The organism is [Phormidium] sp. LEGE 05292 (assembly GCF_015207735.1).
In the GTDB taxonomy this organism is placed as follows: domain Bacteria; phylum Cyanobacteriota; class Cyanobacteriia; order Cyanobacteriales; family Aerosakkonemataceae; genus Floridanema.
Window position 1 is genome coordinate 22,762 of the sequence record NZ_JADEWG010000025.1, and the last position, 24,360, is coordinate 47,121.

Sequence of the window (24,360 nt, forward strand, 5' to 3'; positions counted from 1 at the left end):
AGATGAAATTCACCATAGTTATTACTACTTACAACCGTCTGTCTTTGTTAAGACGCTCTATAGCTTCTGCCTTGGCTCAAAGTGTACCCTGTGAAATAGTAGTAGCAGATGATTGTTCTTCTGATGGTACAGAAGCATATATCTGTAGTTTGCGGGAAGAACTTTGTGCCAGGGGCGACAATCGTTTAGTTTATCACCGCAATTCACACAATATGGGTCATGCGGCTACAATTAATGCTGGAGTAAAAGTGGCTACGGGAGATTGGATTAAGCCTGTAGATGATGATGATTATCTAGCCACTAATTGTATTGAGGAAATTACACAAGCGATCGCTCTTCGTCCCCAAGCTGTAATTTGCTCTTGTCAAGCAGCACAAGTAGATGTTAACCAACATGAACTTAGCCGCACCCGCAAAACTGGTCCTGGTAAAGTTTTTTACATTCCCCAAGAAGACATTCACTATGGAATGCTACTCGAACAAATTCCCTTTGGTACTCCGATTCAAGTAGCCTTTCGTCGTGATGCTTTCCTCAAATCAGGAGGTTGGGATTCGCGGTTAGATGTTAATTTTGATGATATTGATTCTTGGGTAAAAATTGCTCAATTTGGCGATGCTATTTTTATTAATCACTGTTTAGCTTATCGCACGGTTTGGCCTGGTGGTTATAATAAAAAATTCTCTCTGCAAAGGCGACTAGATACTCATATTGAACTCAAGGAAAAAATTTACACTTTAGTTGATGAAAAGCATCGTCAAAATATTCCTAGTATCCGTGCTTTTCGGAATTATCTCAAATTACACTGGGCTTTGGTTGCTGCTAAACAGCGTAGTTTGAGCATTACTTGTAGATTTGCTTTACCTGCTGCTTTTTACATTCCTGCCTGGAAACTTTTATTCACCGCCATCCTTACCCGTTACAATCAACAGTTTTTATTACACAAGCAATTGGATAAAAACATTTGGGTATGGACAAAACTTTCAATTTTGGTTGGTGAAGATAAATGTTCTACTTGCTCATATTTCCACAATATTCGCAATTACTTACGATTACGTCATAGTTGGAGTGCTCTGAAGCAAGGCAAATTTACGATCGCCATCAAACTCGCTTTTCCCGCTGTGTTTTCTTTCCCAGCTTGGAAGCTGTTTATTAAATCAATGATTTCATCCCACCAAAGCCAGAAAGATTCTTTGATTCGTAGGTTGGTGTTAATTAATTAATTTTTAGTTTTGGCAATAAATAAAATCCGCGTTTAGAGTGAGACACTTTTCGTTTTGGGAATGTAACTTGGTAGTACAAGGAAATGCTGTGTTGGTTCTCTGGGTAGACCAACAATAAGTAATTTTACGTTATATTAAGTTAAATTGCAAAATGTAAAGAAATGCTTGTCAATGGCACGATCGTAATTACTTCGTACTAGGACGAAATTCTGTGAACTCACTACTACAACTTTCCCAAACAGAAGATTTAATAGCCGCGTTTTTCCAAGAGTCTGAAGGCATTTGGCATTCTGAGAGACGCTACTACACTTTGCCACAGGTGGAAACCAAAGAGATGGTGAGTATACTAACCATTGAATTTCTGGAAGCGGGGAGGGAAGAACTGCGAAAGTTAGCACAATTGCACGGTTTAAGTGATGAAGTAATTCTCACTTGTGGTGCAAAGGTAAGTTGGGAAAGTAAAGAGTCAGTAAGTGAGAAAAAGCAGTCAAAAGGGGAAACTTTGTTTGGTGCGTTTTGTAATATTTTGTATCGCGATCGCGGTTTCGCCACTCCAAAACCTGTAACCGCAAAATATAATTTCTCCAATCCTCAAACTTTGTGTTTACGAACAGAATACAAGGATTCTGTGTTTGAAGAAGAGTTAAAATTAGTAGGAAAAAATTATCGCACCAGACAATCAATTATTTCCCGTGCAGGCGAACAGTTGATGATTGGACAGTATTTGGAAAAAAGAATTTGATAGTAATTTCTGATTGACTTATTTTGCACTTATTTGCTTTAAGATAAATTTTTGGTTGATACTTTCCAACCAGACGCAGCTAAAATATCTATATGACAGCAGAGACTAAAACCGAGTTTTGGATTGTAAAGGGTGGCATAAATTCCTAAATTTGTTTCGTCCAATTGCATAATATAAGCTTCGGTACCTTTGAGATCGCATACTAGTTTTTGTCCGACTTTCCAAGCTGTCATTGCTTCTACCTGAACTCGTCTTGTTAACTAATTTACTATCAAGTTAACCAGGTATAAATCCTCCTGTTGAGTCATTCTAATGGGTGAATTAGCGATCGATTATTTATTTAGTTTTCTATCTCGATTATTATTTTTTAAAAGTAATTAATTCTGCTTTGCTAACTTGCAAAACTAAGTTGTACGCTTGCTCATTTGTTAAATTCAAATAATACTTATTCAACCGCAAAAAAGTATCCATCACCGCCAAATCCGTGCGGTTATTTCCATCAATAAACGGATCATTCATGGAAATATAATAAAGATAAGCCTAACTCCAGTTTAATACCAAAATTGGTCATTAGTCATTAGACAGAATCGATCTTCATCTGCGGTTTAAAATCACAACTTCGCAATTTAACCAAAAGCTACAAATGACTGATGACCAATGACAAACAAGTTAATAATAACTTCCAGACTTGCGGTGATGAACAGCAGTAACGCTATCAGATGCTAAAACTTTTCCTTCATCTGCTGTAGCGTAAACTAACCAATGATCGCCACATTCCATCCGATTTTGCACTGTACATTCTAGATAAGCTAAAGCACCAGTTAAAATTGGAGCACCGTTTTTCGCTTCTTCAGTTTCAATATCTGCAAAACGGTCTTCTCCGGGAGCAAAGTTTTTCATAAAATGCTTCCGTAACTGTCGTCCTTCTGCCAAAATATTCAATACAAACTTATCACCAATGTGAGTCATTGTTTCTAAGGCGCGGTCTTTAGCGACAGCAACAGTCAGTCCTGGTGGGTTAAAAGTTGCTTGGGAAACCCAGGAAGCTAACATGGCGCTTTTTAAGTCACCTTTTTTAGTAGTAACTACACACAAAGAGCCGACAATTCTACCTACAGCTTGCTCAGTTCTTGCTGCTTGAGAGTCGCCTACAGGTTGACGCGAAGGGCGAATTTTTTTGGCTCTTTTCAATGCTTGAGCAAAGTCAGTTCCGGCTTCTTCACAATATTGTAATGTTGTATCTTCGGGTTTAAATTTAACCCGAATTGTTTCAAATCCAAACCGATAACCTGCGTCTTTTAGTTTACCTTCAATCAAATCAATTGCTTCACCACTCCAACCAAAGGAACCAAAAACGCCTGCTAATTTGGTTTTTGCCGCAGTTGATAAAACTATTCCTAAAGCTGTTTGAATTTGGGTTGGTGCATGACCTCCTAATGTGGGAGAACCGATAATAAATCCATCAGCTTTTTCAATTGCAGCTTGAATTTCTGTAGGTTCAGAAAATTCACAATTGATTGTTTCAACACTGACTCCAGATTTTGTAACGCCGCGTGCGATCGCCTGCGCCAAAGCAGCAGTATTACCATAAGCGGAAGCATACAAAAGCGCCACAGTTGCTTCTTGATTCTTCTGTTGCTGACACCATTCCCGGTAAGATTTGGTCAGGTCAGTTAAGCTATAAAGCACCAGAGGGCCATGACCTGTAGCATAGAATTTGACGTTAAATGTGGCTAATTTGTCAAGGGCTGTTTCCACTTGCCGTGCATGAGGAGCCATTAAACAATCGAAATAATAACGTCGATCTTCTTGGAAAATAGTCCAACCTTCATCAAATACTTGATCGCCGCAAATATGCGCCCCAAAAAGTTTATCAGTGAAGAGAATTTGTGTTTGGGGATCGTAAGTACAAAGTTGATCGGGCCAACGAGGGCTAGGAGTAGCAATGAATTCTATATGGTGTCCTTTTCCCAGGTCTAAAGATTCTTCTCCCTTGACTACTAAAATATTTAATTCCTGTTCAGCAAAAGCATTTTTTAGAGCGATCGCACCCGGATTAGAACAAACAAAAGTAATTTGTGGTGCTAGTTCTAACAAAGCTTTTAAAGAGGCGGCGCGATTGGGATTAACATGACCCAAAATTACATAATCTATACTTTTGGGGTCAATATATCTTTGTAAAGTTGTTAAGAAAATTTCTGTAAATGACTCTCCAGGAGGGTCAATTAATACATTTTTTTCGCCTTGAATTAAGTAGGAATTAGCTGTTGTTCCCCTTTGTAAAGCGTATTCAATCTCAAACTTTAGCCGATCCCAAGTGCGCGATCGCATTACTACTGTGTCTAAGCCGATCGGTAGAACTTGTACATCTCTTTTCTTAGTTGCTTGTATCATAATTTTTCCAGGGATTTGGTAAAGGTTCTTGGGGACATTTAACTGCTAGCAAAATTAGACAGTCTATAAAAAATGGCAGTTATATTTTTAGTGATGTTCGCTCGTTACATTGCTATTGCTGTCTAAGATATTAGCAGGCATTTTGTAATCTTCTTGTTGCTTCATTACCATTTCTGAAGATTCATTCGCTTCCTTTCCTTTGTATCTTAAAGAAATCATTTTTTCTGGGTCGATGCCACTAAATGTGGGTGGTAGCCATGCTCTTACTATCAACAGTATTGCCATAACTATCAAGAAAGCACAAGCAGATAAAATTTGCGTCCAATGTGCTTCTAAAACTCCACGCACCAACACTTCTCTTAATACAGACACAATGGAAACTTCAACTGCAACTCCGATCGATACCCGTTGTTCCTGTAAGTAAATAATCAAAAGTCGGAACAATTCAACCAAAATTAGCAAGAACAGAATATCCGATGTCACCACTTTAAAATTCAGCGGGGGGAGCAATTCAAAAAACATTGCTCTTAGCTGAATTGCCATCAAAGTAAATAAGCCAATGCAAAGAGAAATGATTAACAAATCCTGAATGGTTTCTAAAACACGAACTATTCCGCCTTTATTTAACCATCCACCACTAGTTTGCTCATTTTTGAACACTTTGTACATTTTTTGTCCCTCTATCTTGATAGTTTTAGCATATCTTTAATTAAGTTATAAGTTAAGCTATTTACTATCAAGATAACTAATAATTAGCATCAATTAAGTAGCCTGGAATGAGCATTCATAGTAATAAAGAGGTAGGTAAAAACCTACCTCTAAAAAGCAGCAATCAAGCATAAATTAGTAGTGATTTCCTACTTTTCTGTGGTGAACTGCGGTGAAAGAATCAGCTTTACTAACTCTGCCACTTTCTACAGTTGCATAAACAATGTAATGATCGCTGCATTCCATCCGACTAACTACCTCGCATTCTACATAAGCTAAAGCATCGGTTAAAATTGGGCAACCATTTTCTGCGGGTTGAGTTTTTACCCCAGCAAAGCGATCGGCCCCTGGAGCAAAACGCTTTAAAAAGTGTTTCATTAATGCTTGATAATTGCCTTCTTCCAACACATTTAAAACAAATGTATCTCCCGTGTGCATCAAAGATTCGATCGCCCGATCCTTAGCTACAGCAATGGTAATACCCAAAGGTTTGAAACTAGCTTGAACTACCCAAGAAGCTAGCATCGCGCTGCTAACATCGCCTTTTTTGGCAGTAATAATATAGAGTCCACCGCTAATTCTTCCCAAGGCTTTATCTAAATCACTATCCAGCGATTTCATTTGCTTAATACTGCGGTCGCGACTCAAAAACTGCCCTAAGTCTGTACCCGCTTCTTCACAAAGTTGGTAAGTTCCTTCTGAGGGAGTTTCCGTAACTCGAATTGGAGGAAAAGTTTCAATTAATCCTAACTCTTTAAACTTGTTTCGTAGGGGATAAACTGATTCATCTTCACCACCACCAGACTCAAACAAACCAAAACTTTGTTTCGCTTTTGCAGCCGCCAAAATTGTACTTAAACCAGCTTGTGCCACATTAGCACCTGATAGCGGAGGCATTCCAATGACAATACCCGAAGCATTGCCAACTAATTCGGTAATTTCTTGCGGTTCAGCTGATTTTAAATCCATCATTTCTACCGCTACACCAGTTTTGGTAATCCCGTGAGCAATAGTTTGGGAAAGGCGATCGCTAAAGCCATAATCAGAAACATAAAATACCGCCACATTTGTTTCTGCTTTTGTTTGTTCTTGGCTCCACTTACGATAGCGACCAGTTAATTCGCTCACATGATGTTGTAACAAAGGGCCATGACCTGTAGCAACAGTAGTAATTTCTGGTAACTCTCCCATCCGCTTCAATGCTGATAGCACCGATCGCGCATTTGGCCCCATTAAACAATCGTAGTAATGTTTAAATTCTTCTTCAAGTACTGCCAAATCTTCATCAAAAAAGGTATCGGAACAGTAGTGCATTCCAAAAGCATCGCAAGTGTAAAGAATGTGGGTTTTGTGGTCAAAAGTAAAAATAGTATCCGGCCAGTGTAAATTAGGCGCACTCACAAATTCCAATTCATGACCGTTACCTAAATTTAGTTTGTCGCCATTTTTAACAATGCGCCGCTTAAATGGATGATGTACTAAATCTTCTAAAAATTGAATCGCAACTTTCGAGCCAACTACTGTAACGTTAGGCGATAGTTGTAAAATATCCTTGACTAACCCACTATGATCTGGCTCAGTATGGCTGATAATTAGATAATCAATCTTTGCTGGGTCGATCGAGCTTTGAAGAGTGTCCAGATATAACTGGCGAAACTTTTCATGGGAACTATCGACCAAAGCAGTTTGCTCACCCTGAATTAAAAAGGAATTATAAGTAGTGCCATTTTGCAAGCTAAATTCAATGTCAAAGCGATCGCGATCCCAATCTAACGACCGAATTGCCTTAGTCTCAAGCGCAATATCTTGCGTCTGTATTGTCAACCGCTTTTGGCTTTTATCAGTGAGTAATACCATGTCAAGCCTCCTTTTTGGCAACCCGGAGAATTTATCTGACTTCATTGTTACATGATTAAACTTTAAAGATTTATTAAAAAACCTATAGGTGAGTTAAAAAACATAAAAGAGTGAAACGGCAGAACAACAAAACACAAAATCCTTGGTTAGCTTTGATGATCGGCAATTCCCGGTTACACTGGGCTAAGTTTAACGGCGCAAAATTTGTAGAAGCCTGGGATATAGAGAATTTTGGGGCTGGCGATCGAAGATTAGCTTCAGGAGAATGGAAGAAACTCCCGCTATACATTGCTTCAGTAGTTCCTTCAGAAATGGTATTCTGGCAAAATTTACCCAACGTCAAGATAATTAACCGCGATCAAATCCCGCTCAAAGGGATGTATTCTAGCTTAGGGATCGATCGCGCCCTAGCAGTTTTAGGTGCAGGAGTCACTTCCGGCTGGCCTATATTAGTTATTGACGGTGGTACAGCCCTGACTTTGACAGGCGCAGACGAACAACACCAACTCATCGGCGGCGCAATTTTTCCCGGATTAAAGTTACAAATCAAATCCTTAGCACAGGGAACTGCTGCATTACCAGAAATTCCCCTACCTAGTCAACTTCCCCCCCGTTGGGCATTAGATACAAAATCAGCAATTCAAAGCGGGATCGTTTACACAGCATTAGCGGGAATTGTCAACTATATGCAAGCTTGGTGGCGCGAATTTCCTAAAGGACAAGTTGTGTTAACTGGTGGCGATCGTACAATCCTTTTTAGCTATTTGGAATATTTATTTCCCGACATAGCTAAAAAAGTCAAAGTAGATCCCTATTTAATTTTTTGGGGAATGCGAGATTTAGTTATTAATCATTAGTTATTTGTCATTATTTGTCATTGGATAAAGGTAAAAAGCGAAATTTTTCCTTGTCCCCTTGTCCCCTTTCTTAGGCTACAGTAGTCACGCCACTGAGGTAATCTTGTAATTGACGATCGTGGTCGTGACTTAAGTCGCCTTTAGGTAAAGATGCGATCGCAAAAGCTTCAACTTCACTCACCTCTAACGTATCTTGCGCCCCCATAATTCCCTGAACGGATGCTTCCACCAACACCGAAATGGAATGAAGTCGCGGATCGCGATCGGGTGCAGAATAAACACCAACTAAACGATGTATTTTCACCAAATTCAGTCCAGTTTCTTCCTCTAACTCCCGTTCCACCGTCGTTGGAATATCCTCACCCCAGTTAACGATTCCCCCAGGTAAACCCCATTGTCCCGTATCACGCCGCCGAATTAACACAATTCGACCATCTGGCAAAATTGGAATCATCGTCACACCTGTAACAGGATGTCGAAATAAAATACCAAGTACAGTTTGAAAAAATTGCCATAGTCGAAGCATATACACCAACAATAGTACAACCAGCGGTAATTTTAGCTTTATTTTATGAATTTAACAGATACAAAGACTTTCTAATATAAAACTAGAAGTCTCCTGTTATTATCCAGTTTAGCGAGAGATGAATTGCTACTAAATAAATAATTCTAACCCTCTTTGTACTAAAATAAATAGATTGGTCAGTGACAAACTAAGGCGATAATGTCAAGATCAACACTACGGATGCAACTAATGAACTTTCGTCTGAATCGCTTATTCAGAATTGCAGAGCAGTAGATTTCAGTGGTCATTGAATTCCCAAAATCTCTTAAGCTCAGGCGTTCGGGTATTGTAATCAAGACGGCAAGTACTAAAATGCCCTAAAGTGATACTTCTGGTAGTTTATCAATGAGGTGAATATGTCGAAGCGCCGCAACCCCAAAAAAGAAAAGGCGCAGCGTAATAAAGCTTATGCTCGCAAGTTTCGCAAACGCCAAACTACAGGTCGATTCTCTAAGAATCGTAACTGGAAAAGCGGGAAAAGCAGTGAAAATGCCGCAGAAAGTCAAGATGATGAGCTAGAAGCAGGCGGACAAGATCAATATTAATCCGTCTACCTAGCCCGAAGGGAGTAGTTAGGGCGCAACAGGGTAATTAACTAAAACTAAATTAATGTTTTTGCACCCCTGAACCCAGCTCTCCCTGTTAATTTGGCGATAATCAAGCACTAAACAACTTTTTAAGAGTTTTTGCTGCGAGAGCGAGCGGCTTGAATAGCTTGTCTAACCTGCTCAAAACCAGTACCGCCACAACTGTTGCGGGCTGCTACTACTTGTTTGGGAGCGATCGCCTCATAAATATCTGCTGCAAAAGCTGGGTGAAGTACTTGCCATTCTTCTAAGGTTAAGTCCTTCAACAGCTTATTCGCAGCGATACAAGTTTTCACCACCTTACCTACTAAATTGTAAGCTTCGCGGAAGGGAACACCCCTAGCAGCTAGGTAATCAGCCACATCTGTAGCATTAGAAAAATCTTCTTCCACAGCTGCTGCTAGTCGCTGAATCCGAAATTCTAAACCTTCCCGCAATAAAATAGTCATTGCTTCCAAGCAAGCTTTTACCGTCTTCACGCTATCAAACAAAGCTTCCTTGTCATCTTGTAAGTCTTTGTTGTAAGCTAACGGCAATCCCTTCATCAGCACCAATAAAGCTTGTAGATGTCCAAATACTCGCCCTGACTTTCCTCTGACTAATTCTGGTACGTCCGGGTTTTTCTTTTGCGGCATAATGCTGGAACCAGTGGCGCAGCTATCTTTGAGAGTGACAAAGCCAAATTCTTGGGATGACCATAAAATTACCTCTTCACTCATTCGGCTGAGGTGAACCATAATTAAACTAGCGGCGCAGAGAAACTCGATCGCAAAATCTCGATCGCTCACCCCATCCATACTATTAGCGTAAACTCCCCCAAAATTCAGTAACTCGGCAGTATAATGACGGTCGATCGGGAAAGTCGTCCCCGCCAAAGCGCCAGAGCCCAAAGGCGAAATATTCACCCTTTGGTAAATTTCCCCCAACCTTTCCCAATCCCGGTTGAGCATTTCAAAATAAGCTAATAAATGATGAGCTAAAGATACAGGTTGGGCGCGTTGTAAATGAGTATAACCAGGAATTAAAGTTTCTACATTAGTTTCCGCCAAATCCAGCAATACAGCTTGAAAACCTCTAATTTGCTGACGAATTTGGCTTATTTGGTCACGTAGATACAGCCTGGTATCAGTTCCTACTTGATCGTTCCGGGATCTTGCGGTATGTAACTTTTTACCCACATCGCCTTTGAGTTCTGTCAGGCGACGTTCCACCGCAAAATGTACATCTTCTGCATCTACTCCGGGATGGAAAAGCCCTTGACGATATTCTTGACGAATTCGTTCTAGTCCTTCCACCAATTGTTCGCCTTCTTCAGGCGAGATAATGCCTGTTTTGGCAAGCATTTTCGCATGAGCGATCGATCCAGAAATATCATACTCAATCAGTTCAATGTCAAAACTGATACTTGCATTGAAACGAGCGATCGCTGGATGCAAAGCTGATTCAAAGCGTTGACTCCAGGTTTGTTGTTCAGTCATTCGATTTTGGATTTTAGGTTTTAGATTTTATATTGCCCCGACGGATTAATCTGTAGCCGCTGAACTAAACGCGAAAAATTTTTTCTCCATGACTTCAGTCGATCGGACATTAGAAAGTCAAGTATAAAATGGAGAATTTTCTGCCTTACCAGCAGATTTGATTCAGGAAACTATTGTCAATAATTTGCGGCGAATTAACCAAAGGTAGTGAATCCTTTAATGAAATAGCCCAGAATAAGCCCAATAATCATTGCCCAGATTTGACCTGTTTGGACAAAATGATTCCAAGCACCTTGCACTTGTCCCCAGAGATTAGTCTCTCTAACGTTATATGCCAATACTATAGACCAGTAAGGCATTTTCGCGACTAGCATCGGCAGTGTATCGTTTCCATAAACTTGAACCGATAACCAACCAATCATTGTTTGCATTAAGTTAGCAACCATAGCCACTTTTCCTCACCATAATTTCCTGTTGTTTATTGTATGGTGAAGATCACCTAACGAAAACTAATTATGTAAAATCACTAAAAAAAGAGTTGCCCAATAATTAATTGTCAACCACCTTTTTTACGTATTCTTTTGTACAGGTGCGGTCAAAAGCCTTAGCTGATTTCCTTTCCTCTTTCTCTTTATCCCCTTGTCCCCTTGTGTACTCGCATTACTACCAGCGTCATATCATCACCATTGCGATTTCCTTGACCGATAAATTGCTGTACTTGGTCAAACAGATACTCCAAAATTGCTTGAGGTTCCTGGCAATTTTGACACGCTTTCTGAAAAACCTGCATCAAATTTTCTTCATCGAAGCGTTCTCCATTCGGGTTAGCAGCTTCCGTAAAACCATCAGTGTAATAGATAATTGTGTCGCCAGCAGCTAGTTGAACCTGTGCCTCTTCATACTGAGAATTAGAATCTAAACCGATCAACATTCCCAAAGTATCCAAGCGTCGGACAGAATTACTGCTTGCTTGCCACAACAATGGCGGATTATGAGCCGCATTGCTGTAAGAAAGAATACCCGTTTGTAAATCGTATTCTGAATAAAACAAAGTGACAAACCGATGGGAATTTTCTAAATCGGCATACATCACTTGATTTAAATGTTGCAAAATTTGACCGGGAGAGTGTCCGTTGAGAACTTCTGCCCGTAGCATTCCCCTAGTCATAGTCATAATTAAACCAGCTGGCACACCTTTACCCATAACATCGCCAATCACGATGCCCCAACGTCCTTGAGCAGATTTCACCGGGCTATTTTTATTAATGTCTGCGCCCTCAGTTTTCCCCGGCTGGACATAATGAGTGGGAATAAAATCATAATAATCTCCGCCTACTCGGTTTGCAGGTTGACAACGAGCTGCTAATTCAAGACCGGGAATTTGCGGACATTGCCGAGGTAGCAACCGCTGTTGAATTTCTGCGCCAATTTCTAATTCTCTGTCTAGACGTTCTTTTTTGCGGAGTTCTACAGTTAGTTCATCATTTGCGATCGCCACTGCTGTTTGATCTGCCACCAACCGCACCAACTTCTGTCGCGTCTCCGTCCAAGTATATTCTGGATCGCGGCTAAACACATATAGCCGCCCTCGTTCCATTTGCTTGACTAAAATTGCTGTCCCAAACAAATGAATATCCGATCCTAAACAGCGACTTACTTGAGCATCTAAAAGCGCCAGTCCTTTTTCCACTCCCGATGCTTGCTCAAGATTAAATTGCTCGCTCTCAGAATCTGCTAAAGCAGTACTTCTCGCCGTTGCATCTTTCACCTTTAAAGTTGCTGTTTCGATCGCTTTGCGAATATCTATTCCCTGAAGATTATCTTGGTAGTGTAATTGTTCCAGCTTTACTTGACCATTGGGTTTTAATAACACTAGAGCACTACCATCAGCATCAGTGACTCTGGTTGCCATTAAGGGAATTAGCTCTAAAAATTGGTTCAGATTGTTGAACGATCTGAGCGCAAACCCTAAAGAACTCAACAAATCTTGGATTTTATGCTGTTCCCGATACAAACGCGCTACCAACTGTTTAAGTGCAAACACAGGAGTTACATCGGAAGTGTTTTCGCCGCGATTCCCGTAATTATCGCTACGCGAATCGTCGCCGGATTCAGATGAAAGTTGAGAAAGGGGCACAGTATTCATTACCTAAGCCATCTGGATTAGTTTATTTAGCGATAAAAGCAATAGCAAATTGAATAGCAAGGGGTTTACCTAGCGCATCAAGATAAAGAGACAAAAGTATGGATTGCTCTTCATTCTGCCTTGATTATTACCAAGAAACAAAGTTCTATCAGATCAATGGCAGGGTGGTCAACATTTTAACCGAGTCTGGGTAGGATAGCACCTTTAACTATTGGGATAAATTCTAGCGAATGATTCCACCATAACAGTATTAATATCTACTACTGGCTTATATCTAAAGATAGTATCTACCACAGTTCTAAAATTATTTTCAACTTTTATGTATTTATACTCACTTAATTTTTATAATTCCGTTCCCAGTATGTATTAATTTGCTAAAAGTAACCAAAAAATTTAAGATTGTTTACAATTCGGTCAGGTAAGGGAACAGAGAACAATTATTTCTGTATCCTCTGTTCCGGCTTCGGTTGGTAGTCTTCCCTCCAAATAGCAAAAAATCTTCAGCTTTAACCACTTAACAAAGCTTCTACAAATTCGTAACTAGAAAAGGGTCGTAAATCTTCAATTCCTTCTCCCGCACCAATAAAACGAATTGGTAAACCCAACTGTTTTACTACAGCTAAAGCTACCCCACCCTTGGCAGTTCCATCTAATTTGGTTAATACTACACCACTGAGTTGGGCTGTTTGCGCGAAAACTTCCGCTTGGCGCAAGCCATTTTGACCGAGAGTTGCATCGAGAACTAATAGAGATTCTATCGTCGCTTCTGGCGCTTTTTTGTCAATAATTCGCCGAATTTTTGATAATTCGTCCATTAAGTTCTTTTTGTTTTGCAGTCGTCCAGCTGTATCAACTAAGAGTAATTCTGTACCCCGTGATTTTGCTGCACTAATAGCATCAAATACTACTGCTGCTGGATCGGTATTATTCCCTGGATTGGCAACTACTTCTACACCACTGCGTTGTCCCCAAACCTTTACTTGTTGTACTGCGGCGGCGCGGAAGGTATCAGCAGCAGCAATTAAACATTTGTAGCCTGATTTGTCGGCAATGTGTGCAATTTTACCAATTGTTGTGGTTTTTCCAGCTCCATTTACCCCAGTAATTAGCCAGATATTAAATGTGTCTTTTTCGGGGGCAAAACGGGGTTTTGCCGATTTTTGCAGGGGTGATTCGAGCATTTCCCGGAGGATTTGCTTTAAGTAGGCGATCGCAGCATCCGGCGGCAAAGCTTCTTCCCGTAGTTTACTTTGTAGCGCACTTATGATATAATTTGTCGCCTCAACTCCTACATCAGCTTGTAACAGCAAAGACTCTATTTCCTCTACTGCATCTTGATTGAGCGGCCCTTGACCAACGATCGCTTTTAACTGATTAACAATATTGCGTCGAGTTTTGTCTAAACCTTGCCGCAGTTTCTTTAACCAGGTAATCTCTTCAATAGAAACGTCTTCTGGACGACGACCTTGGGCGGCTAAAACTTCCGCCGACCAGACAAAACCATCATCAAAAGCAAAATCAGGAATTTCTTCTACTGTTACAGTGGTTTCTGGTGTCGCTACCTTCGCCGCTGTTTGTACTTCTGGTTCTGGTTCTTCAATAGCTGTAGCTTTTAACCGTTCTAACCTCGCTTGGCGATCGTCTTTTGCCCAAAAAGGAACTTGAACCGGAGTTTCCACCTCTGGCGCTGCTTCCACCTCTTCAACCACATCACCAGTTTCTGCAACTGTTTCGAGGACAGGAGTTTCCGGTGCAACTTCTTCCCTAACCTCACTTTCGGTTACTATTTCAGTTACAGGAATTTCCGGTGCAGTTTCTCCCGTAACCACGCTTTCGGGTACTTTTTCAGTTACAGGAATTTCCCCCGTCATTGCTTGCGTAACTACAATTTCGGGTACGGTTTCAGTGACAGGAGTTTCCGGTGCAGTTTCTTCAATAACAATATTTTCGGGTACTGTTTCAGTTACAGAAGTTTCTGCTGTTTCTTCAGTTTCAATGACAGGAGTTTCCGCTGCTGTTTCTTCAGCAGTAACATTAGTTTCTGTAGTTGTTTCTGACTTCTGTTTAGCCTGAATATTTTTATAAGCAGCTTTTGCCCAAGCTAAATAATCATCCGTCGCTTGTGGCTGTGGCGAAACTGAGGGTTCAGTAGATTCTACCTTAGACTCTGGAGGCGGAGTTGTCTCTGGTTGTTTCTCAGTTTTTTCTTTATCTTTATCGTTATATTGACGACGAAACCAGTTAAAAACCATAACACTTACATTTCATTTAGTCACTAAACAGTTATCCAGCTTTTCCAGAAGGGAAAAACTTAAAGGATAATTTCTATCTGTATCTTTTACCCTTTAATCTTTCCCTGTTGCTCCTCGCTTTTTGGCGATCGCTTTATGCCAATTATCAATTATCAATTACTAATTGGGGATTTTAATTTGTCACTAACTCGACGTAAAACTCCATTAATAAATTTGTAACCGTCTTCACCGCTGTAACGTTTAGCTAATTCTACAGCTTCATTAATCGCGATTCGTTCAGGAATGCCTAAAAATAGGATTTCACAAACAGCAATTCTGAGGATATCGCGATCGATTCTAGCTAACCGATTCAATTGCCAATCTACCATTGCTGACGACAACAGTTCATCAACTTCCTCGCGTTTAACCATCATATTTCGCACAATATCTTCAGCATAATTGCGAACGTCTCTTTGGTTGGCTAGCTGAATAAATTCGGGTATTTCCACAGAGCTACCCATGCGGTTAATTGCCCCAGAAGCTAATTGTATAGCTTCTTGAACCATCTTTCTCGCACTTTGGATATCCACAGCACGAGTTTGGCTGTGTAATAAGCGATCGTCCGCACGTTGTAATTCTCCAGCAGCTTCCTCCAAAGCTTCTTTAACTTCTGTAGTTAAAGTTCGGATCGCCGCAATAATAAAATCAGGGATTTCCTGTTCCGAAATCTTTTCAGGATTTGTCGGCATCTGAGATAAACTCAGTAAAGCCAATTCACGGGCAACTTGACGAGACTGCATAATATTTCCTGTGATTACTAATTTTTGTCTTTTTTGTTGATTGCTGAACAGCTAATTTACATAGCAGATAGCAAATAAATTTCTAGTACAAGATAGAAAAATTCAGTAGGGGGATCGGGGTACAAGGAGAAAAAGGGAAATTCGCTACCAGGATTTATTGATTTACATGATAATCAGGATTAATCAAAAAATCTGGTAAATCTGTAAATCCTGATTAAACTTTCCCCTAAGCTTCTTCTAAAGGTAAGACTTGCAGTTTACTTTCTGGTAAAGAACTTTCCAACTGCCGTTCAGGAAACCTGGGAAGAGATGCGGGAGCTAAAGGACTAGGGCTAACAATACCACCGGAGATAATTACCTTAAAGGCTTCTTCTACCGACATACCCAAGTCTACCACTTCGTCTTCTCGCACAACCGCATACCAACCTGTAGCCGGGTTGGGTGTAGTGGGAATAAATATACTCAGCATTGGTTTGTTGGACAAGTGAGCTTGCATTTCATTGCTGAGAGTGCCTGTAACAAATGCGATCGCCCAAATTCCCCGCCTGGGGTACTCCACCAAAATAACCCGGCGAAACTTCCCACCACTATCCTTCAATACAGTTTCTAGTAATTGTTTCAGCGTTTTATAAACCGATCCAGCTAACGGAATAGCGTGCAGTACTCGTTCCCCAACATCCAAAAACCAACGACCGACAAAATTACGCGCCATCAAACCAATTATCAAGATGCTCAACAAGGGAACAGCTAGTCCCACAGCCAAATCCAGCAAATTCACTAAAATTGGATGTAGCCCATCAAAAGGATTCAGCCACTTGGGAATTCGGGTGAGAAAATCAATTACCCAAGTTGCTACAGTCACCGTCAACCAAATAGTGGTAGCAAGGGGAATAACTACCAACAGACCTGCAATCAGGTCATTTTTTAAATCCTGCTTCAAGCGTTGGAACACAGATCGCCCACTCTACTATCTACCCTGTTGGAAAAATTATAAAACTTAATAAGTAAACCCTCTTTCACTTTGCCGTACCTTAAGCAAGCGGTTTTCCCACTTCGGCAGGCAACTCAGTATAAAAGGGATTACTGATGATAGTATCAGCGATTACACTTTTCTGCATCTAATTTAAAACCAAAAGAGCAGAGCAAACAAGTTTATCTGCCAAATAGCCAAATATTTGGTATAGCGAAGCTTTTTGCCAAATTAGCACTCTCGATCGGTGGTTTTTCGGGTAGCTTCCGCTTTCACCCTTCTTACTTAAATTTGGTACTATATTTAGTACTAGGAAAGAGTGGACAAAAAGTTAAAGCAACTTATGTAGAAGAAATCATTAATTTATTGAATTTGGATAAATGGAATGAAGAAGAGTCCGAAGAAGACTCCAGATGAAAAGAATGAACAATTAAAAAAACCATCTTTGGAGTACTACTTAAATCTTAAATATCCGGTAACAGTATATCCCGAACCAGAAGGCGGATATGTAGCGCAAATCAAAGATCTACCTGGATGTTTAACTCAAGGGGAAACACCTGATGAAGTTCTGTCCAACATTCAGGAAGCGCGGGAATTGTGGATAGAAACTGCCTACGAATTTGGAGATGATATTCCCTTACCTAAAACTGGGAAAGATTACAGCGGTAAGGTTTTACTCCGAATGCCTCGATCGTTGCATCGACAATTAGTAGAGAGTGCTGAAAGTGAAGGAGTCAGTTTTAATCAATATGTAATATCTCTATTAAGTGAAAGGAACGCTTTAAGGGATTGTGAAAACATCAACAATCAACTCGAAAGGATTTATAAAATTCTTTCAGAGCGCACAATTACCTTAACTGAACAACAGATGGAGACTTTTAAGCAATTAGTGGTTGTAAATAGTGAGATATAACTATTAGACATCTCCAAAAAAGCTGGGAGAGACGTTATATATAACGTCTCTCCCAGCTTTTCAGGTAATGCACCTTTAATTTCTGGAGATGTCTACTTTTAAGTAGAAGAACTCAACTTAGCTGAGTCGGTAGTTGCTTCGACAACAGCGGACTCAGAAGTAGGGAAGTTGTGAGTTACTTCAAAGTTGGGTAAAGGCTGATGCTTGAGTTCCCAAACTTTGAGCATAATGAGATATTCGTAAAAAGCTTGTAGGGTACACCAAGCAAATCCTGCTCTTCCATCGAGTATTCCTCCGAGTAAAAAATACATATAAATGAATCGGATTAATGGTCGAAATGGTAAACGCAGAGATAAATCTTTGAGTGCTCTTCTTCTTTCTACTTCGCTTTGCCCAAAAAACAACTCTCGCCAGTTAACCTCACCTTGTTGTAGCTGACGCAGAGTTTCTTTTGCTTCGTCTGTGGAGTAACGGTTATGTTTTTCAATCCAGCGACTTAATCCTTTGCTACAGGTGTAGTGGGGGTAAGTTTCTTTGAGAAAACTGGTGGCACCGTTGCAGACTTCTCGCTCTGTATGACCATAATCAGTGAACCAAACTTTGTCTTTGCGGAACAGACGCATTTGGTAACGCGGATATTGGGTGCTGCGGCGAATCCAGCTACCCAGAAACATGACTCGTTCAGCTACGTAGTAACCGATGTATTCCTGACTCTGAGTTGCTTGTAGACATTCCTGAAATAGTTCGGGAGTCATACGTTCATCAGCTTCTAGGATGTACACCCAGTCATATTTGGCGGGAATTGATTGTAGCATCCACGTTCGCTGTTGTCCGTGACTTTCAAATTTATGCAGAACTGTTCGCACTGGGTAGCGATTGGCGATTTCTACAGTACGATCGCTACTTACAGAATCTACTACAATCACATCGTCAGACAGCATTGCTGACTCAATGCAAGCGGCGATATCAATTTCTTCGTTATAGGTCAGGATGTAAATCGAAATCATGTAAAACTTCCAATTAGGCGAAAAGATAAAGATTGTTTCGATCTTTGCCTTAGAGTACCCTGACAATCAACTCTGACGATACATCGTTCAAAGTCTCTGTTTATCGCTTTGGTGACGAATTTTTGCGGGGTGCTGATGGGAGGTTCACTATACCTCTTAATCCCGTTCCCGCAGTCATAAAAAAGCCTAATGCTAATAACACACTGCTGAGTCCAATTTGAAGTTGAGATTTTAATGCCGCAGTTTTAGCTTGACTTTCTATTTGTTGTTGGCGTTCCCGAATTTGAGTCAAAGTTTGGTTACTAAAGCTTTTAGCTTGTTGATTTAAGAAGTCATCAAGTACTTGGGGATTTGCTTTGGACTGCTGAAGTATATCTTTGACTTCTTTGGGTACTTGTTGGCTTTGCAGTGCTTGGTTATACTTTTGGTCGTCTTTGATTAGTTCCCCAATTTGGTTTTTAATTAGGGTGCGTCGCTGTTCTACTTGGGTTTTAAACGCATCACTAGATAATTGAGTTTCTGCTTGTTTGGCTTGTTCATCTACTCGCTGGATCGCTGTATTAGCCTGAATCCGCACATTATTGACGTGCAAAGGCGCAATTAGCAGGTAAAGTAAGCCTAAAATTCCCGAAAGTACCAATGCGATTAATTTGACAATTTGCCAAACAGGGGTACCTTTCCCAGATGTGTCAGCTACACTATCGATCCAAACGCCAGCAAACAGGAATGCCATCCCCACTAAAGGGATAACTCCCCTTTCTACTAGCTGTGTTGTTAAGTTAATTTGCCATCCGCGATCGGTAGGATTGAAGGGAATTAGCAACGTGATTGCGTCTACTAAAAAAGACAGTATACAGATTAATCCAATCAACTTGAGAATTAAAGCAGCTGGTGGAGATAATGGACGGTTTGTACTTGCTTTCATGGCTCTTTTTACTAAAATCTCGAATCGTTTAGTTGAATACGATCGTTAACTACCTCTAGTCTGTCATGGGTTTTCTGATGCCGACAGCGTTCCGAGTAGTCTGAAAGCTTGATTTATCAAGAACAACATTCTTTAAACCTTACTTTTTTCTCGACGCTGGCTCAGACATTTAATAATGATTTAGGAGTTCCTCTCATTACTTAGATTTAATATGGATGAGCATCTGAATTCCCTGCACATCATATTCTATTACCTAGAATGCCCTCTAATTTCCAGAATCTCACAATTTGTAAATCTTTTTTCGGGTTGTTCGCCCCATCCTCAGATCTGCTGAAGTTATAACCAGCTTTTACTACCTGTTCAATCAGTAAATTCCCTGTACAATTATTGAAAGTTACTTCCAGGTTGATGGTAAAAATAACTTATATCATCTACTGCTGAGTAAACTCAAACTGTTGTTAATCTTAAAATTAGAAAATTTAATCATGGACAAAGTAATTCGGGGACTTATTTTTGTTGTTGATGACAACATTGATACTGACCAAATCATTCCCGCTGAATATCTGACTTTAGTCCCCTCGAAGCCAGATGAATATGAAAAGCTAGGCAGTTATGCGATGATAGGATTACCCGATCGCTACGGCAAGTTTATCTCCCCTGGGGAAATGAAAACCCAATATCCGATTATAATTGCAGGGGAAAACTTTGGGTGTGGGTCTTCACGGGAACACGCTCCGATCGCACTAGGCGCATCCGGCGTTCAAGCAGTAGTCGCCCAATCTTACGCCCGGATCTTTTTCCGCAACTGTTCCGCCACTGGAGAACTTTACCCCTGGGAATCTACGGAACGATTATGCGAGTCCTTCACCACTGGTCAAGAAGTTACCATTGACTTTGGCAAAAATCAATTAATCAATCATACACTAGGAAAAACTTTCGACCTTAAACCACTAGGAGAAGTCGGCCCAGTAATTGATGCAGGCGGCATCTTCGCCTACGCAAGAAAAACAGGCATGATTGCCAGTAAAGTCTGATTTTTACTAACCTAAGCCCTGGAACATGGTGACAAAAGTATTTGTTCCCTGTTCCCTGTTCCCTTAGCCTCTAAAATTTGCGATCGGTTAACAAGGCTTTACAATACAATTTAAGCAAACGATTCCTGGCATTAGAACTATCCTGACTATGCTACTCAAATCTACAACCCGTCATATCCGCATCTTTACTGCTGTAGTTGAAAACAACGAATTGGTTCCTAGTGAAAATGTATTAACTTTAGATATCGATCCAGATAACGAATTAAATTGGAACGAAGAGTCTTTGCAAAAAGTTTATCGCCAATTTGATGAACTAGTTGAAACTTGTAACGGCGAAGATTTAACTGAATATAATCTCCGACGCATTGGTTCTGACTTAGAACACTTTGTTCGTACCATGCTCCAAAAAGGTGAGATTAGTTATAATCTCAACAGTCGTGTTGTCAACTACAGCATGGGTTTACCACGAGTTGATTCTCAGGGCGAATTAAAACCATCTTAAAATTAAAAATGAGCAAAGGGGAAAGCAACAAACCCGCGTTTTATCCCTTTGTCATTTTCCAATTTCCCGAATTAACTTAACTAAAGTCGCTAGTTATGTTCATTGAGTCTGGGATTGAGTAAATTGTTGCGCTTTAGTGCTTTTATTACCACTGGGATAAGAACACAGAAAGTACAACAACATTCCATTTCTAGCAACTTTAGTTAAGTTAGCTGTTTTTCTGCAAATCTTTTTGTTGTTCCACTAAATTTTTTAAAGCTAATTGACGATTGCTCATAAACCGATGCCAAAATCCTGGAAATAAGTCATCCATAGTAGCAACAATAGCCCAAGTTTCCAAGTTCATTAATCGAGTTAAATGTTGGCGAGAAAGTTTCAAATCATTCAGCGTTTCTTGAACTTCACTCTTTGGAGAATGATGAATTGACGAATTTTTTTGTCCAGGCGGATGATGCAATAAGTTTTCCCACATAGATAACACCCTGATATTTAGAAGAAAGCATAAACAGTCAGACTAAAGGTAATTTTAAATAAATAATACCTTTAGGTAGAAACTGACAGTTTTGCTATTTGTAGATTAACTATTATCTTTTAATCTAAACCAACTAAGGGGAAAACAAAAGCGGGGTTTCACCCCTACTTAAAATTTGTCTTAATGACTTAAACAATAACTATGTATTGCTAAGAGTTTTAAGTTACCCTGGAATCTTAACCTCAGTTCAAAGCGTAAATCAAAAATCCCAAATCGAATGACAGGACAAAAACCTCTCAATCCTTGGAACTACAAACCTTGGTGGTGTCAGCCTTGGTCAATTCTCCTAACTGGTACTATATTGATTAGTGGTAGTTGGTTCATTTTGCGGACAGTTTGGTTAACATTAGTGATATCTATACCAATATTGGCTTGGATGGGTTTCTTTTTGCTAATTTGGCCGCAATTAATTAGACAAAGTGGTATTCTCGAACATTATCCTGCACCAACTTCAGACCAGGATGAGAGTAACTGATTCAGACTCAAACGCTAAAATGAACGATGATTCGGTTCTTTATGTTCCAATGGCGATCGGCATGAGAAAATGATATGGGAGATACTGCACAAATTATTTGCTTTAATTTAAACTGTCAGGCTCCCAACCCAGAGACTCACAGGTTTTGCCAGCAATGTCGCACCCCCTTAGAAAAGCGTTATTTATGGGTGGTGGGAAAAGGAGTCGAGGCTTTAAAGCCTGGAAAGTTGATTGGCGATCGTTTTTTGCTGAAACAGGAGCGGATTCTCTTAGATACTCAACCTGGGATACCTTTACCTTATACAGAAGATATTGCTGATTGGATATTACCTTATCTGCGATTGTTTCCCTATCAGCTCCAGGTTCCTCAAGTATATGGAAAACTACCACCACATAAGAAAGGTAAGTATACAGATATTTGGTTGTTAGAACAATCTGCTATTCAGGTGATTCCAAATCAAAAACCTGGAAAATCACCTATGTTAATTTTATTGCCAGAATTAACTAAAGTTTGGCATGATGCTACGCCAATGCGTCAGTTAAATTGGTTGTGGCAAATAGCTCATTTGTGGCAACCTTTGGAGAGCGAAGGGGTAGCTGCCAGTTTATTAGATTCGCAATTATTGCGGGTAGAAGGTCAGGTGGTGCGGTTGTTAGAATTACAGAAATCACCTGTACCAGAACCAACTTTAAGAGAATTGGGACAGTTTTGGTGGCAATTAGTCCCTAAAGCTAAACCAGAAATTGAAGAATTTCTCGAACAACTCTGTCAAAAAATGATCGCAGAAGAGTTGGAGAGTAGTGAAGAGTTGATTGGAGAGTTAGATCAAATTTTAGAAGTTGTGGGTCGATCGCAAACTTGCTCTTATCAAATTATTACTCTAACAGATACAGGGCCGACCAGACAACGCAACGAAGATGCTTGTTTTCCTCCCCCATCACCGCAAGGGGTAAAACGTGCCGAAAATTGTCACAGTTCATCCCCCACAGTAATTGTATGTGATGGAATTGGTGGGCATGAAGGGGGAAATGTGGCTTCTGGGTTAGCAATTGAAACAGTACAACAGTGGTTAGACAAATTTCCTCAAAAGTTAAATAGTAATCATTTTGATTTAGTTACAGAATTAGAAAATTCTGTTTGTGAAGCTAACGATCGCATTAGCCAACGTAACGATAACGAAGGACGTTCCGAACGACAAAGAATGGGTACAACTTTAGTCATGGCAAAAGGTTATCCCCATGAAGTTTATATTACCCATGTTGGTGATAGTCGCGCTTACTGGATTACCTCTAAAGGTTGCCATCAAGTTACCCTAGATGATGACATCGCATCAAGAGAAGTTCGCTTAGGTTACTCACTTTATCGGGAAAGTTTACAACAAGTAGGAACAGGCGCTTTAGTTCAAGCATTGGGAATGAGTTCTTCTCATCATCTCCGTCCTACCGTGCAACGTTTTATTATTGACGAAGATTGTATTTTTCTGCTTTGCTCAGATGGACTTAGCGATAACGATCGCGTAGAACAAAATTGGGATAAAGAAATACTCCCGGTTCTAGAAAAGAAAATCAATTTATCCACAGCAGCAGCTAAACTAATTGAAATAGCTAATATCCAAAACGGTCATGACAATGTTACCGTCGGGTTAGTTTACTACCAAGTTAAACAAAATTCGCCACAGCAAACACAGGAAAGAGCGATCGGGGAACAAGGAATAGCAATTAATTCCCCATTGGGAAGACAAACTGAAAATAATCAATTCTCAAAATTCAAAACCCGTTTATTGGTAACTAAAAATAACTCACCTAGCCTATTTCCACTTTTAGCCGGAATCACTTTTTTATTAGGTTTAAGTGGTTTACTAGCTTACCTTTGGGTTCCAGCGATCGGTTATCGAGTAGATACCTTAGTCAGTAATTTTAAACAGCAACAACAACCAACGGCAACTACTACTCCTCCCCTAAATAACCCAAAACCAGCTGCTTCTCTGAGTCCAGGAACCCTGATCCAAGTTAAAATTCCCCCATCCCCAACTAATCAAAATCTGAAAACCCTATTGCTGCGGAAAAGCTCTCAACTTCCCGAAAATCAAGCAATAATAGGCACTATTCCTGATAATACTATTCTAGAGATTGAACGCAAAGACTTGCGGGAACAAGAACGCTGGCTGTTAGTGAAAGTTTGCTCTATTCCTCAACAACCAAAAACCAACAATCCCAACCAAAAACCGATTCAAGCTATTTCCTCTACATTTCAGGTAATTAAACCAGGCCAACAAGGTTGGATTAAACAAACTGAGATCGAACCTTATATTCAAGAATATTCCCCTTCAGAATCGCCCCCATCAGGACGATGCTATTCTCAGAATGGCAATAGCGAAACATAATATTTGTGGCTGGAATAGCATCAGAATGAGTTA

Annotated in this window: 24 protein-coding genes; 9 read left to right on the forward strand and 15 right to left on the reverse strand. The window is 40.1% G+C overall.

Annotation, left to right across the window (positions count from 1 at the left end):
• Positions 1-2: 2 nt before the first annotated feature.
• Together IQ264_RS09855 and IQ264_RS09860 are read left to right on the forward strand one after the other, a co-directional pair.
• Positions 3-1,220, forward strand: a complete 1,218-nt coding sequence (locus IQ264_RS09855) for a glycosyltransferase family 2 protein (protein WP_193980600.1) — start codon at positions 3-5, stop codon at positions 1,218-1,220.
• Between the two features lie 211 nt (positions 1,221-1,431).
• Positions 1,432-1,962 carry a phycobiliprotein lyase gene (locus tag IQ264_RS09860; RefSeq protein ID WP_193980601.1) on the forward strand — a complete coding sequence of 177 codons (531 nt, stop codon included), beginning with the start codon at positions 1,432-1,434 and terminating at the stop codon, positions 1,960-1,962.
• A gap of 38 nt (positions 1,963-2,000) precedes the next feature.
• Here the strand turns inward: IQ264_RS09860 and IQ264_RS09865 are convergent, their stop codons facing one another.
• The 5 genes from IQ264_RS09865 to IQ264_RS09885 form a co-directional block, all read right to left on the reverse strand.
• Positions 2,001-2,195, reverse strand: a complete 195-nt coding sequence (locus IQ264_RS09865) for a hypothetical protein (protein ID WP_193980602.1) — start codon at positions 2,193-2,195, stop codon at positions 2,001-2,003.
• Between the two features lie 127 nt (positions 2,196-2,322).
• A complete protein-coding gene (locus IQ264_RS09870) occupies positions 2,323-2,481 on the reverse strand; it encodes a hypothetical protein (protein WP_193980603.1) in 159 nt (52 codons plus the stop codon).
• Between the two features lie 150 nt (positions 2,482-2,631).
• On the reverse strand, positions 2,632-4,356 hold the full coding sequence (locus IQ264_RS09875) for a diflavin flavoprotein (RefSeq protein ID WP_228061413.1): 1,725 nt from the start codon (positions 4,354-4,356) through the stop codon (positions 2,632-2,634).
• An 87-nt stretch (positions 4,357-4,443) separates the two neighbouring features.
• Positions 4,444-5,025, reverse strand: a complete 582-nt coding sequence (locus tag IQ264_RS09880; protein ID WP_193980604.1) for a phosphate-starvation-inducible PsiE family protein — start codon at positions 5,023-5,025, stop codon at positions 4,444-4,446.
• 174 nt (positions 5,026-5,199) lie between these two features.
• The gene (locus IQ264_RS09885; RefSeq protein WP_193980605.1) at positions 5,200-6,921 is read right to left on the reverse strand and encodes a diflavin flavoprotein; all 1,722 of its coding nucleotides are present in this window, start codon (positions 6,919-6,921) and stop codon (positions 5,200-5,202) included.
• Between the two features lie 110 nt (positions 6,922-7,031).
• On the opposite strand from IQ264_RS09885, the gene IQ264_RS09890 reads away from it, so the two are divergent.
• Positions 7,032-7,778 (forward strand): pantothenate kinase, encoded by a 747-nt coding sequence (locus IQ264_RS09890; RefSeq protein WP_322744650.1) that lies wholly within the window; start codon positions 7,032-7,034, stop codon positions 7,776-7,778.
• Between the two features lie 70 nt (positions 7,779-7,848).
• On the opposite strand, the gene IQ264_RS09895 is transcribed toward IQ264_RS09890, so the two are convergent.
• Entirely contained in the window at positions 7,849-8,304 is a 456-nt protein-coding gene (locus tag IQ264_RS09895) for an NUDIX domain-containing protein (RefSeq protein ID WP_193980606.1), read from the reverse strand.
• Positions 8,305-8,699: 395 nt separating this feature from the next.
• Between IQ264_RS09895 and IQ264_RS09900 the strand changes: the two genes are divergently transcribed.
• Positions 8,700-8,888, forward strand: coding sequence for a hypothetical protein (locus IQ264_RS09900; protein WP_193980607.1), 189 nt, complete (start codon positions 8,700-8,702; stop codon positions 8,886-8,888).
• Positions 8,889-9,019: 131 nt separating this feature from the next.
• On the opposite strand, the gene argH is transcribed toward IQ264_RS09900, so the two are convergent.
• The 6 genes from argH to IQ264_RS09930 form a co-directional block, all read right to left on the reverse strand.
• Entirely contained in the window at positions 9,020-10,408 is a 1,389-nt protein-coding gene (argH, locus tag IQ264_RS09905; RefSeq protein WP_193980608.1) for an argininosuccinate lyase, read from the reverse strand.
• Positions 10,409-10,602: 194 nt separating this feature from the next.
• Positions 10,603-10,860 (reverse strand): hypothetical protein, encoded by a 258-nt coding sequence (locus IQ264_RS09910; protein ID WP_228061414.1) that lies wholly within the window; start codon positions 10,858-10,860, stop codon positions 10,603-10,605.
• 179 nt (positions 10,861-11,039) lie between these two features.
• Positions 11,040-12,554 carry a PP2C family protein-serine/threonine phosphatase gene (locus IQ264_RS09915; protein WP_193980609.1) on the reverse strand — a complete coding sequence of 505 codons (1,515 nt, stop codon included), beginning with the start codon at positions 12,552-12,554 and terminating at the stop codon, positions 11,040-11,042.
• Between the two features lie 506 nt (positions 12,555-13,060).
• Positions 13,061-14,806 (reverse strand): signal recognition particle-docking protein FtsY, encoded by a 1,746-nt coding sequence (gene ftsY, locus IQ264_RS09920; protein WP_193980610.1) that lies wholly within the window; start codon positions 14,804-14,806, stop codon positions 13,061-13,063.
• 152 nt (positions 14,807-14,958) lie between these two features.
• Positions 14,959-15,585, reverse strand: coding sequence for a transcription antitermination factor NusB (gene nusB, locus IQ264_RS09925; protein ID WP_193980611.1), 627 nt, complete (start codon positions 15,583-15,585; stop codon positions 14,959-14,961).
• A 226-nt stretch (positions 15,586-15,811) separates the two neighbouring features.
• The gene (locus tag IQ264_RS09930; protein WP_193980612.1) at positions 15,812-16,537 is read right to left on the reverse strand and encodes a DUF502 domain-containing protein; all 726 of its coding nucleotides are present in this window, start codon (positions 16,535-16,537) and stop codon (positions 15,812-15,814) included.
• A 403-nt stretch (positions 16,538-16,940) separates the two neighbouring features.
• On the opposite strand from IQ264_RS09930, the gene IQ264_RS09935 reads away from it, so the two are divergent.
• Positions 16,941-17,468 carry a type II toxin-antitoxin system HicB family antitoxin gene (locus IQ264_RS09935; RefSeq protein WP_193980613.1) on the forward strand — a complete coding sequence of 176 codons (528 nt, stop codon included), beginning with the start codon at positions 16,941-16,943 and terminating at the stop codon, positions 17,466-17,468.
• A 98-nt stretch (positions 17,469-17,566) separates the two neighbouring features.
• Here the strand turns inward: IQ264_RS09935 and IQ264_RS09940 are convergent, their stop codons facing one another.
• On the reverse strand, positions 17,567-18,475 hold the full coding sequence (locus IQ264_RS09940; protein WP_193980614.1) for a glycosyltransferase family 2 protein: 909 nt from the start codon (positions 18,473-18,475) through the stop codon (positions 17,567-17,569).
• Positions 18,476-18,575: 100 nt separating this feature from the next.
• Positions 18,576-19,400, reverse strand: coding sequence for an HpsJ family protein (locus tag IQ264_RS09945; protein ID WP_193980615.1), 825 nt, complete (start codon positions 19,398-19,400; stop codon positions 18,576-18,578).
• 485 nt (positions 19,401-19,885) lie between these two features.
• On the opposite strand from IQ264_RS09945, the gene IQ264_RS09950 reads away from it, so the two are divergent.
• The gene (locus IQ264_RS09950; protein WP_193980616.1) at positions 19,886-20,434 is read left to right on the forward strand and encodes a 3-isopropylmalate dehydratase; all 549 of its coding nucleotides are present in this window, start codon (positions 19,886-19,888) and stop codon (positions 20,432-20,434) included.
• A gap of 148 nt (positions 20,435-20,582) precedes the next feature.
• A complete protein-coding gene (locus IQ264_RS09955) occupies positions 20,583-20,936 on the forward strand; it encodes an NAD(P)H-quinone oxidoreductase subunit M (protein WP_193980617.1) in 354 nt (117 codons plus the stop codon).
• A gap of 208 nt (positions 20,937-21,144) precedes the next feature.
• On the opposite strand, the gene IQ264_RS09960 is transcribed toward IQ264_RS09955, so the two are convergent.
• Positions 21,145-21,408, reverse strand: a complete 264-nt coding sequence (locus IQ264_RS09960) for a hypothetical protein (RefSeq protein WP_193980618.1) — start codon at positions 21,406-21,408, stop codon at positions 21,145-21,147.
• A gap of 277 nt (positions 21,409-21,685) precedes the next feature.
• On the opposite strand from IQ264_RS09960, the gene IQ264_RS09965 reads away from it, so the two are divergent.
• Both IQ264_RS09965 and IQ264_RS09970 read left to right on the forward strand, forming a co-directional pair.
• Complete coding sequence (locus tag IQ264_RS09965) at positions 21,686-21,943, forward strand: DUF6737 family protein (RefSeq protein ID WP_193980619.1); 258 nt, start codon at positions 21,686-21,688, stop codon at positions 21,941-21,943.
• Positions 21,944-22,017: 74 nt separating this feature from the next.
• The gene (locus IQ264_RS09970; protein WP_193980620.1) at positions 22,018-24,327 is read left to right on the forward strand and encodes a protein phosphatase 2C domain-containing protein; all 2,310 of its coding nucleotides are present in this window, start codon (positions 22,018-22,020) and stop codon (positions 24,325-24,327) included.
• Positions 24,328-24,360: the final 33 nt, after the last annotated feature.